Here is an 11,131-nt window from a genome sequence, read left to right as displayed (position 1 = left end):
CTGGTGGTCCGCAAACTGGCGGATATGGAGCAGATTATCTGCGCCAGCCCCGAATATTTGTCCCGCTACGGCACGCCCGCACACCCGGGGGAATTGGCGCAGCATCAGGCTATTGGTTTTTTCTCGCGCGGCAACGACAGTCGCTACCCCTTTTCGGTCATGATGGATGGGCAGGAGACACAGTTCGAGGCCAGTGGCTGGATGTCCGTGAGTGATGCCGAATGCTACACCAGCGCTGCCCTTGCCGGTTGCGGGCTGATCCAGGTGCCGCGTTTTCGGTTGCAGGAGCATCTGCAGGCGGGCAGGCTGGTGCAGGTGCTGGCCGGCTGGCCGTGTCCGGCTCTGCCGGTGTGCGCGCTTTATCCGTTTCATCGTCAGTTGTCGCCGCGGGTTCGGGTTTTTATTGATTGGGCGCGCGACCTATATAGTGAAAAATTCGGCGTCTGAACGGCTTGCCGCATCGATGATGCGGCAGAGGTTCGCTGCAAGCCGGGGCTTCAGGATTGCGGGCATCAGGGTCCCGGACCGGCGAGGGCGTATATGACGGATGCAATGGGCGGTTGGGGCGCCGGCCTGGCCGCCTGGCGCCAGGTTGCTCGCTATTTATGCGTTTATCGGAATCTGTTTAATGATCGGAATCCATGCATTGATCGAGATCGATGCAATGACAGGCATCCATGCAATGGCCCACTGCGTGCAATAAAAAAACCCTGTCAGTGACAAGGGTTTTGGATTTGCTGCGTGTGGCATGCCGTTCGGCTTGTTGGCTCGCCTGTGTTTGTTCGTATGACAAGTGTCGTTCAAGTGATAAAGGCTGTTCAACCGATATATGCTTTTCAACTGGCAAAAGTGCTGTTCAATGACAAGCGACATTCAAACGACAAGCTCTGTCATAGCACGCCACTATGCCAGCGTTTACTTTATTTCCCGTATTTCCACATCTGTGACATCGGGCTTGCGCGAGAAATTGCCGGGCTTTTTGAATTTTTCAGAAAATTCAGTATGGGTCTGGCGGGCGCGGGTTGAGGTTGTTTTCCAGTATTCGCGGGCGACGAACGGTTTGCCGCGCACCTTCGCAATAATATAGAACAACCCCACTGCGATGGCCGCAGAAACCAGGAACACAGCGGCCATGACAAGGCCTGCAATGGTGATGACACCAAATAGCAGCGCTTTGAAAAACCGGTCCAGAAAATTGTTCATAGGGGGTCAGATCCTTGTAAGTGGGAAGAGCCAATAAGCGTCAGTTACTGCTTATTGTACACAAGCAATTGATTTTGCTTGATTTGTTTTGTCTATAGTAGGGCTTTTTCAGGGAAATTCAAGGGCAGCTCGCACGCGGATGTGCCAAAAGATTTCAAAAAGTGGTTACGGCTGAAACACCGCTGGGCTGTCACGTGGGCGGGACATCATAAAAACCGCCGGCAGGGCGGCGATTGCGTGATGATTGTGTGGCGATTTTCGTCTTTGCAGCCACAAGCGGCAGGCGGCGCGCCATAGGGAAGATATCCCTGCTCCACACAGATTTTAACAATGTACGAGCCCATTAAACGTTATCATTAAGGTCATTACGTCCCTAAATAGTATCAATTGCAGCGAGTTGAAATGAGTCTGTCGTCAAAAGCCCTTTTGGATGCGTTACGGTCTGTGGTAGACCCGGTCACCGGTATGCCGGTGGTCCCGACGCTCAAGGAGTCCGATATCACGCTTTCCGAAACGGGAGCAACGGTTCGCGTAGAGCCCGGGTATGTGACCAGCGCCGAAGCAAAGACCGCCTTGACCGAACAACTGGAGGCAGCAGCCAGACAAGCCGGCGCGGCGCAACTGACGCTGCAGTTCAGTGATACGGTGCGGGCGCATGCCGTGCAAAGCGGGCTCAAGCCCATTGCCTCGGTCAAAAATATTATTGCGGTGGCCTCGGGCAAGGGCGGTGTCGGCAAGAGCACCACCAGCGCCAATCTGGCGATTGCACTGGCGCAAAGCGGCGCGCGCGTTGGCATTCTGGACGCGGACATCTACGGCCCCAGCCAGCCCCTGATCATGGGCGTATCGGGCAAACCGGTATCCAATGACGGCAAAACCATGGAGCCCCTGCGCGCACACGGTATCACGGTCAATTCCATCGGCTTTCTGATCGAGGCCGATTCTCCGGCCATCTGGCGCGGCCCCATGGTCACGCAGGCGTTAGAGCAACTGCTGCGCCAGACCAACTGGCCCGATCTTGATTATCTGATTGTCGATATGCCGCCGGGCACGGGCGATATTGCCCTGACGCTCGCGCAAAAGGTACCGGTGGTGGGCGCCATTATTGTGACCACGCCACAGGACATTGCGCTGATTGACGCCCGCAAGGGCTTGCGCATGTTCGAGAAAATGAATATTCCGATTCTGGGTATCGTCGAAAACATGGCGATGCACATTTGCTCGCACTGCGGTCATGCCGAAGCCATTTTTGGCGAGGACGGCGGCAAGCACATGGCCCAGGAGCTGGACGTTCCCTGGCTGGGCGCCTTGCCACTGGCAAAAAGTATTCGCGAACAGACCGATGCGGGTACGCCCACGGTTGCCAGCGACCCCGCCAGCGAGGCGGCAGAGCTTTATCGCGAACTGGCCAGGCGTGTGGCCATGGCGGTGGCAGCCTTGCCAAGGGATATGGCTGGTCGCTTCCCCTCTGTGGTTGTTGAAAATCTGAAGAAATAAAAGCGCTGAACGGACCAATGCGATTGAACAAGGCTTGTTTTCTTACAACGATTTTATTGTTGGCCGGTGTTGGTCAGGTTTCGGCGCAAAAACCCGAAGTGATTATCGATCCCAGCGGGCTTGGTCCTGAATCGCTGGATGCAGTAAACAAGGGTATTTCAGCTGTGGTCCGCATGGCCGACGACCAGGACTCGGGCGAAGCCGACCGGATCCGACGCAAGGGCCGCGAAGCGGTGATGTCCGCCTTGGCGACCCGTGGTTATTTTGCGCCCGACGTCACGCTGGAAGTGGGTGAAGACGTGGGCGGCGAAACCTGGGATATTTCCATTGATCCGGGCAAGGTCTCTCAGGTCAAATCGGTCACTAATAATTTTACTGGCAGTATTGCCACGCCACGCTTTAATGATCGCGTATCACAGTTGCGCAAGGACTGGGGCCTGCCGGTAGGCAAGGATTTCCTGAACGAGCAGTGGAGCAATGCCAAGTCGAGCATGCTCGAGGGCGTGGCCGCCAATGATTTTTACCTGGCCCGCATGACGCATTCGCAGGCGGTGGTCAATCCCGAAACGGCGAGCGTGGATACCGAGACCACGGTCGACAGCGGTCCGGCAGTCACGCTGGGCCATACCGAAGTGGTGGGCTTGCGGCGTGTGCCCGACAGCCTGATCCGTCGCTATATCAAATACACGCCGGGCCAGCGCTTTTCTCAGGAACAACTGGATACCTGGCAGCAGCAGATTCAGTCTACCAATTTCTTTCGCGGCGCGTTCGTTACCCTGAAAAAACCACCGGGCGATGAGGTCTATGCGCAGGACGCGGTCGAGCTGCCGGTCGCCGTGCGGGTGGCGGAAGGGCCGGCTCGTTCGTTGGCCGGTTCATTGGGGATAGACGATTCGGTGGGGCCGGGCGCCGAGATCCTGTACAAGCAGAATGTGGTGTTCGGCCAGCCGCTGATCATGGAAACCGGCGCCGCAGTGAATCCCAAGCTGCAGCGCGCCTATATGGATTTTCATTTGCCGCCCAATCTGGATGGCAGCAAGGATAGCGTCGGGGTGATGTTCCGTCATTCCGATATCCAGGATGAAGATGTGATGCGCTATGCCGTGGGCTGGAAACGCAAGCTGGAGTTCAAGCTGGATGCAGCCAGCCGGGTTGATTATGAATCGAACTGGGGTGTGCTGGCGGCCTACGACTCGGTCAAGCGCGAGGGCCAGGAGCGTTATCGCCTGCCATCGATGGTGGCCACCTGGGATTTCCTGCGTCGCGATGTCGACAACAAATATGATCCCCGTGAAGGCAATCTGATTGCGCTGGGTCTGGGCGCAGGCGTGACGCTGGATAAAGGCGAGCCTTTCAGTCGGGTCGGGTTGCGTGCGCAGCAGTGGTGGCCGATAGGCCGGCGCGATGTCTTTACCATGCGCGGCGAAGTGGGACAGGTATTCGGTTCCAGCGGCATGCGCATTCCGGATGACTTTGGCTATCGTACCGGCGGCGCGCGTTCCATTCGTGGCTATAAATACAATGATATCGGTAAAAGCGCCGGCGATGCGGTCGTGGGTGACCGCTCACTGGCGGTGGTGAGCGTTGAATATATGCGTTACTTTGACGACCGTTTTGGCATGGGCGTGTTTATTGATGCCGGTGATGCAGCAGAGTCGTTCAATAAAATGAAGTTGCATGTGGGTTATGGCGTGGGGGCAAGAATCAAGACCCCGGCCGCTCCGCTATTTCTGGACCTGGCCTATGGCCAGCGTGATCGCAGCATACGGTTGCACTTTTCATTGGGAGTGGCATTCTGATGAAAATGAAATATTTGCGCTGGTATCTTCGCTGGAAACCTATCGTTCTGACGATCTTGATTGGGCTGTGCGCTTTTGTGTTCTGGTTCATGGGCACTAATCCGGGCAGCCGCTGGCTGCTCAATACCGTAATCAGCCAGGTGGGCGGTGAACTGCATAATGTGCGCGGCACCTTATGGAGCGGGATCGAGCTGGAGCGGCTGCTGATCGATACGCCCGAAATCAAGATTACCGGCAGGCAGGCTGTACTGAAAGTGGACTGGCTCAAGCTGTTCAAGCGCACCTTGCGTGTACAGCAGATGAGTGTGGCCGATCTGGACGTCAAGCTGCTGCCGCTGGAGACAACTGAACCGGCGCCGGACGAGGCCAAGCCATTTGAAATGCCGGGTATTCCGGTTGGCATACAGGTGGATCGGCTGGACGTAGGCGACTTTGCGCTGCTGATGCCCGATGGCTCGGGACTGCCCGTGGGACTGAGCAATTTCAGTCTGACCGATTTGCTGATCATTGATCAGCATGCAAAAGGCACGCTCAAAAGCGTGCATGTCTCGCATCCGCAGACCGAGGCCGATCTGAACGGTACGCTGGAAGTGGAATCCATCAAAAGCCCGTATCCCATGAAGCTGGATCTGAATGCGAAACTGGCGACGCAAAACAAACAGTCGCCGGTATGCCTGAGCCAGTTCGTGCAGATTGGCAGCGTGCTGACCGGCGCGCTGCAGCAGCGTGATTGCACATTTGATCTGCACACGCAGGTGGCCGGCGATCTGGAAAAACTGGGCGTGGCCATGCAGGGCAGCGGCCAGGGCGCGCAAGTGGATGCGTCGTTGAATCTGGGCGTGATGGGCGGCGGTATTCCATTGAACCAGGCCGATGTGAACATCAAGCTGGGCGACGCCTCGGGCCTGCAGTTCAAGCTGGAAAAAAAGGAAAAACAGGGCGCAGCAGAGTCGGACCGCATTGCCGGTTCCTTTGCCAGCCAGCGGCTCACGCTCAAGGGGCAGCAAGGGACGGCCGATTCCGTGTTGACTACCGATATGACATTTGTGGCAGATGTTCTGGGTCTGTCCAATGTGCAGGGATTGCAACTGAAAGGCACGGTCGATAGCGAGAGTCGCCTGCAGGGCAAACCGCTGGCCGCCGACCTGGATATCGATATTGATTCGCAGGGCGTCCTGACGCAACGCCGGATTGTTGATGGCGAGCAAATGGCTCAGGCCGTTGCCGACAACATCAAGGCCGCAGCAGCACGCAAGGCGCAGCAGGAAGGCAAAACCGTTACCACAGCGACAGGCGAGGATGCACTTCAGAAGGCGCAGCAAACTGCAGCAAACACAGATGCAATACAGGCGGCGACCACACAGGTGGATCTGAACCGCCTGAATATTCGCAAGGCAGATATCGATCTGCAACTGGGTGAAAACAGTATCACGACATCGGGCAGCTTCGGGCAGCAGGAAAGTGTGCTGCGCTTAAGCGTTGATGCGCCCAAACTGGGCCAACTAGTCGATGGCGTCAATGGCACTGCCAAGCTCTCTGGCACGCTGGCCGGCACGATTGCCGAGCATGCGCTCGATATCAGCGGCAAGGTCAACCAGGGCGATGCGAAAACCCTGGGCAAGGCGCCGGCCGATCTGTCGGCAACCATTAACGGGAAGTGGCACAGGTTGGCAGACGGTATTGACGGTTGGGAAGGCGAGTTGGCCACACTGAACCTGGTGCATGCTGGCGTGCGCGTGCGCCAGCGCGACGCCTTGCCCCTGTTGTTCAGCCCGAATGCGACCGGAGTGCAGAACGTATGGGCGGCGGGGCCTGGCGCGCTGGGCCTGACCCTGCCCGGCGGGTCTGAAGCGCAATTTAAGCTGGACAAGGCCAGTGGCAATGCCCTGGGCGTGACAACAGCGGGATCGTTTGTCAACCTGACGATCAGCGACAGGTTGATGGACGAGATCACCAGGATGACGGCCGCTGGCGATGCGCAGCCGGCAAATGCAACGGCAGCAGCAAGCGACAAGGCAGCCCAGGCTACCGCTGCCAAGGCGCTGACGCAAAAAACGGCCGGTAGCTTTCCGGATATTGTGTTTGATGGCGACTGGAAGATTGCCACGGAAAATGGCCTGCAGGGAACGGTCAATGTGCGGCGTACGGCAGGCGATCGCTTCGTGCCGCTGGTGCAGAAGATTCCGCTGGATTTCGAAACGCTGAGCATCAACCTGAATGAAACGCGCCAGGATGAAAAAAATTCGGTACTGACCATCGCCGCGCAGGGGCAGGGCCCGCGGTCCAGCCTGGATACCAAACTGAATCTGGCTATGGCAAATGTGATTCCGTTGCGTGATGGCAAGTTGCAGCTGGCATTGACCGATGGCGCTGCAGTCAACGCAGATTTTGAAACCATCGCCGGCGTCAGTGAAGGGACTGATCGCCTGACCGCCAAGGTCGGCTTGCAGGCGCTGAATTTGCAGGCACTCTCGGCGGGCGCCACACCGGCCTCGCTGCTTAACGGCACCGTGACGCTGGTTGCCGATACGCTGCCGGGTAAGCGTGAAATCGCCGATGTGGACCTGGATACAAAATTGGCCCAGGGCAGCACATGGAACGGCAAACCGCTGGCCGGCACAATTGGCAGCAAGGTGCACCTGGCAGGCATTTTCGATAAGCAGCCGGAACAGGAGCAGGTCGATCGCAGCATCAAGCCGAATCTGGACAAGCTGCAGGTGAGCGACACCGATGTGGACCTGACGCTGGGCAATAACCGAATCACTGCGCATGGCGGCTTCGGGCAGGATGCCAGTCAGCTGTATCTGGACGTTAACGCACCGGCGCTGGCCAATTTCTGGCCGTCCTTGCCGGGTAGCGCGCTGGTCAATGCGGTGGTGGATGGTCGCGTGACCAATCATCGCGCGCAGCTTTACGGCATGTATGCGCAGGCGCCCAGCAGCGCGCTGGGCAAGGCGCCGGTGGTGTTCGGCCTGAATATCCAGGGTGCCTGGAACAAAGTGGAAGGCGGCCAGGAAGGCTGGGTGGGTGTGCTGCAAGACTTGAATTTGCGTCATACCGAGTTGCGTTTGCAGCAGCAAAGCCCGATGTCGTTGTCGTTCCTGCCTGACGATGGGCAGCATCCCATGCAGTGGGCAACCACCGCCTCCCGGTTTTTGCTGGATCTGCCAGAGAACCGCAGTGCGCAGATTCTGCCCGGCGAGTCTGGCGGTAACGGCAGCCAATGGCAGACCAAAGGACAGATCAAGGATCTGGTCATCAATCCGCAATACTTGATGACTCTGCAAAAAGCATTTGTAGCCGAAGACCCGGCGGCAGCACGGGCAGCCACGCAGGCAGCGACCAAGGCGCTGGCGCAGGCCACGGCCAGCAACAAAAAAGCAGAGAGTGCTGCCCGGGACGGTGGCAAACGCGCGGCAGCCAACACCGTGGCCGACAAGGACATCACGCTTGATGCGGACTGGGATCTGGCTTTCAACCAGATGCTGACCGGCTCGGCGCATATTATGCGCACCGACGGAACGGGCGTGTTGCCTTTCAAGACACCGGTGCCGCTTGATTTTGACACGATTGCATTTGACATTGAGCCGCAGCAAACGCCGCAGGTGCAGGACGGCTACGTCGTAACGGCCAGCGCCACCGGGGAAAAATCACATCTGAATGCGGATGTAAAACTGGATATGGCAACGCCATTGCTGCTACGTGATGCCAAGGCGGATCTTGCCCTGCGTGATGGCGCGACAATGACGCTGGAGGCGCTGGTCTCGCCCAAGGGCGGACAGGACGAGTCAGACCGCATTCATGTGCGTGTCAATTCCAAGGCGCTGCCGGTGAGCAAGCTGATGGCAGACAGTATTCCCAGGACCTTGCTCAGTACGGATCTGACGGCCGATGTCGATATGTTCTCGCCCACGGCCATCAAGTCGGCGACCATCAAGGGCCGTTTTGACAAGGGCAGCATTTGGAACGACAAGCCGCTGGCCGGTTCTGTGGACCTGGCCGTGCGCGATCTGGCCGTGGGTGGGCAGGGCAGCGCCGGCATAGATTTGAATGCCTTCCAGGTGCCGGCGGCCAATATCGACCTGACGCTGGGCAGCAACAAAATACGCAGCAAAGGCGCTTTCGGCCAGGCCGACAGCGTGCTGACGCTGGACGTGGACGCACCGGCCTTATCTTCCTTCTGGCCCGGCCTGCCCGGCAGTGTCACCGTGGATGGCACCGTCAAGGGAATGGTCGCCAAACATGCGCTGGATCTGAAGGGCATGTTCTCCCAGGGCAAGTCCAGGGAGCTGGGCAAGGCCCCGGTCAATTTCCATGTGGCCGCAGATGGTACGTGGGACAAGAACGAACAGGGTGTACAAGGATGGCGCGGCACGCTCTCGACGCTGGATGTACAGCACGCGGGTATTTCCGTTGAGCAGGACAAGCCCTGGTCGCTGGCGTTTGCCCCCGCGGCGGAGGGCGGATTGCCGGCCTGGGAAGCCGGGCCATCGGCCATCAATATCGGCCTGCCGGGCAAGCACAGCATTGTGATCAATCAGGAGGGCACCACGGGTAGCAACGGCAAGTGGCAGACCAAGGGCTCCATTCGCCGTTTTGTGCTCAGTCCGGCTTTCATTCGCGATATGCAGAAGCTGGTTGACCCGGCCGCAAAAGAAGCGCAAAACGCCAATACAGGTATTATCGACCGGCGCAAGCGCGCGCCGCAGGAAACCTCGCTGGTGCTCGATTTCGATTGGGATCTGGCCTTTGATGGGGCGCTTACCGGCAAGACCGCTTTGAAGCGGGTCAGTGGCGATTTCATGATTCCGGCGGCCACCCCGATTCCGCTGGGGCTGACCAATATGTTGGTGGGCGCCAATTTCAACAAGACCGGCGCCACCACCAGCGCCGCCAACCTGAATCTGGCCTTTGATACGCAAAACAAAGGCAACCTGAAAGGGACGGGCGCCATCGCGTTCAACGGGCTGACGCCGAACCTGAATGGCGGCTCGAAAATGACCCTTAACGGCAACCTGGCCGATATCAGCTGGATGGGGCCGCTGACCGGCGATATGCTTGATCTGGGCGGGGCCGTGGCGCTGAACGTGACCGCGCAATCGCGCGCCAATGGTCAGTGGACCACCAGCGGCAAAATTTCCGGTTCCAAAGTGAAGATCGTGGAAATCGACAACGGCATTCGCCTGCTCGATGGCACGCTGGAGGCCACCCTGCGCGACAACCAGGTGGTCATCAATACGCTGCGCTTCCCGTCGGTGATTCGCATCAAGGCCAATGAGTGGCGCACCAAGAAATGGATCGAGGACAATCCCCCCGCCCAGAACGGTTCACTGGGCATTACCGGCAAATGGAACCTGAATACCAGCAAGGGCGATTTCCGGATCGTATTCGATCATTATCCGATCATTCAGCGCTCCGATCGTTTTGTGATGATCAGTGGCGATGTGGATATTAATGCGCCCCTGCCCAAGGTGGATATCAAGGGCAAGGTGACGGCCGATGCCGGTTGGGCCAGCGTGGATATTCTGGGCAGCGTGCCAGCCGTCGATGGCGATGTGATTGTGCTCAAGCCGGGCCAGACCAAGGTGGTCAAGGAAGAATCCCCTCTGGATCTGACACTGGATTTCACGGTGGACCTGGGCAAGCGCTTCTATATCGTGGGGTTGGGACTGGACTCCGGCCTGGTGGGGTCGCTGAACGTGATCCAGGAAAAGAACCAGCTGACCGGCGTGGGCGCCTTCCGCACACGCGGCGGGGCGATCGAAGCCTATGGGCAGCGCTTGCAGATCCGCCGTGGTCGCATCACCTTCCAGGGTAACCTGGCCAACCCGATCCTGGATATCGAAGCCTTGCGCACTGGCCTGGATGTGGAGGCGGGGGTCAAGGTGGTGGGTACGGCCAGAAAGCCGAAGATCGACCTGGTGTCCTATCCCGATGTGAGCGAGGTGGAAAAACTGTCCTGGCTGTTGATGGGGCGTGGCCCTGACAGCAGCGGTAGCGACGCGGCCCTGCTGTTCTCGGTGGGTTCGTCCATCGTGGGCGGGGGCGAGCCGTTCTATCGCAAGATGGGCCTGGACGATATTGCCATCCGTTCGGGCAATGTCGGCAAGTCCGGTACGGTTCTGCCCGAAAAAACGGTGGCTTCCAGTGTCAACCAGGAATCGTCGAGCGATCTGTCCCAGCAGTTTTTCGTGGCCAGCAAGAAATTTGAAAATGGCATGACGGTCAGCGTAGAGCAGGCCATGGCCGGCACCGGCACCGTGGTGCGCGGCAGTTACCGGCTGTTCAGAAACCTGTCGGCCGATATCAAGGGCGGCACCGTCAACGGACTGGAACTGATCTATCGCCGGTTTTTCAGGGACTGATGAAAAATGCATACTCCCCTGCAGCCGCAGGGGCTACAATGGCGCTTTTCCCTTCGGGGCAGACCCCAGCAGAGAGATACAGTCTATGAGTATCAAGAACGACCGGTGGATTCGGCAGGCGGCGCAAGACGGCATGATCACTCCTTTCGAGGCGGGTCAGGTGCGCGAGCATAACGGGCAAAAGATCGTAAGCTACGGCACCAGCAGCTATGGTTACGATGTGCGTTGCGCCGACGAATTCAAGATTTTTACCAACATCAACTCCAC

General features: G+C 58.3%; 5 protein-coding genes and 1 pseudogene. 5 read left to right on the top strand and 1 reads right to left on the bottom strand.

Features of this window, described 5'->3' with window-relative positions:
* Positions 1 to 447, top strand: a 447-nt coding sequence (locus ACTIKR_RS02100) for a LysR substrate-binding domain-containing protein (protein ID WP_442327018.1), incomplete at its 5' end; no start/stop codon positions are given.
* Between the two features lie 468 nt (positions 448 to 915).
* On the opposite strand, the gene ACTIKR_RS02095 is transcribed toward ACTIKR_RS02100, so the two are convergent.
* Positions 916 to 1,203 carry a hypothetical protein gene (locus ACTIKR_RS02095; RefSeq protein ID WP_193089209.1) on the bottom strand — a complete coding sequence of 96 codons (288 nt, stop codon included), beginning with the start codon at positions 1,201 to 1,203 and terminating at the stop codon, positions 916 to 918.
* Between the two features lie 402 nt (positions 1,204 to 1,605).
* Here ACTIKR_RS02095 and apbC point away from each other — a divergent pair, with 402 nt between their 5' ends.
* The 4 genes and pseudogenes from apbC to dcd form a co-directional block, all read left to right on the top strand.
* Positions 1,606 to 2,700 (top strand): iron-sulfur cluster carrier protein ApbC, encoded by a 1,095-nt coding sequence (gene apbC, locus ACTIKR_RS02090; RefSeq protein WP_193089210.1) that lies wholly within the window; start codon positions 1,606 to 1,608, stop codon positions 2,698 to 2,700.
* A gap of 17 nt (positions 2,701 to 2,717) precedes the next feature.
* A complete protein-coding gene (locus ACTIKR_RS02085) occupies positions 2,718 to 4,499 on the top strand; it encodes an autotransporter assembly complex protein TamA (RefSeq protein ID WP_442327017.1) in 1,782 nt (593 codons plus the stop codon).
* The gene (locus ACTIKR_RS02080; protein WP_442327016.1) at positions 4,499 to 10,864 is read left to right on the top strand and encodes a translocation/assembly module TamB domain-containing protein; all 6,366 of its coding nucleotides are present in this window, start codon (positions 4,499 to 4,501) and stop codon (positions 10,862 to 10,864) included. Before ACTIKR_RS02085 ends, ACTIKR_RS02080 begins: the two co-directional genes overlap by 1 nt.
* An 85-nt stretch (positions 10,865 to 10,949) precedes the next feature.
* A pseudogene (gene dcd, locus ACTIKR_RS02075) lies at positions 10,950 to 11,131 on the top strand (dCTP deaminase); the annotation flags it as partial.

Source organism: Advenella sp. (assembly GCF_052108595.1).
In the GTDB taxonomy this organism is placed as follows: Bacteria; Pseudomonadota; Gammaproteobacteria; order Burkholderiales; family Burkholderiaceae_B; genus Advenella.
Note: the sequence above shows the minus strand (reverse complement) of the source record. Positions and strands in the feature narration are given on the sequence as shown.

Bases quoted from the DNA above. Each gene is read 5' to 3' on its own strand.
- ACTIKR_RS02080 (WP_442327016.1), top strand. From the start codon at position 4,499: ATGAAAATGAAATATTTGCGCTGGTATCTTCGCTGGAAACCTATCGTT.
- ACTIKR_RS02095 (WP_193089209.1), bottom strand. From the start codon at position 1,203: ATGAACAATTTTCTGGACCGGTTTTTCAAAGCGCTGCTATTTGGTGTC.
- ACTIKR_RS02085 (WP_442327017.1), top strand. From the start codon at position 2,718: ATGCGATTGAACAAGGCTTGTTTTCTTACAACGATTTTATTGTTGGCC.
- apbC (WP_193089210.1), top strand. From the start codon at position 1,606: ATGAGTCTGTCGTCAAAAGCCCTTTTGGATGCGTTACGGTCTGTGGTA.